Raw genomic sequence first — 373 nt, 5'->3', positions numbered from 1 at the left:
CGCATGAGCTGCGCACACCGCTGACGACGATGCGAAGCTACCTTGAGGCGCTGGCTGAAGGGGCGATTGGTGATAAAGAGCTTGCGCCAAGATTCCTTAGTGTCACACAAAATGAAACTGAGCGCATGATCCGGCTTGTCAATGACCTGCTGCAGCTGTCTAAGTTCGACAGCAAGGATTATCAATTCAACCGTGAGTGGACGAACTTTATCAGGTTTATCTCGCTCGTCATTGATCGTTTTGAAATGACGAAGGAGCAGCATGTCGATTTTATCCGCAACCTGCCGCAGCGTGAAGTATATGTGGAAATCGATCAAGATAAAATTACACAGGTGCTCGATAATATCATTTCCAATGCCATGAAATACTCACC

At 47.2% G+C, this 373-nt stretch carries 1 protein-coding gene; it reads left to right on the top strand.

Translation table 11 applies throughout. The annotated features are described in order from the left end of the window. The coding region (locus AC0IXA_RS27230) for a histidine kinase dimerization/phospho-acceptor domain-containing protein (RefSeq protein ID WP_471814872.1) at positions 1 to 373 on the top strand (373 nt) is incomplete at both ends.

The sequence above is a fragment of the Pseudomonas sp. AC083 genome (genome assembly GCF_979253165.1).
This window is presented reverse-complemented; position numbering and strand designations above follow the sequence as displayed.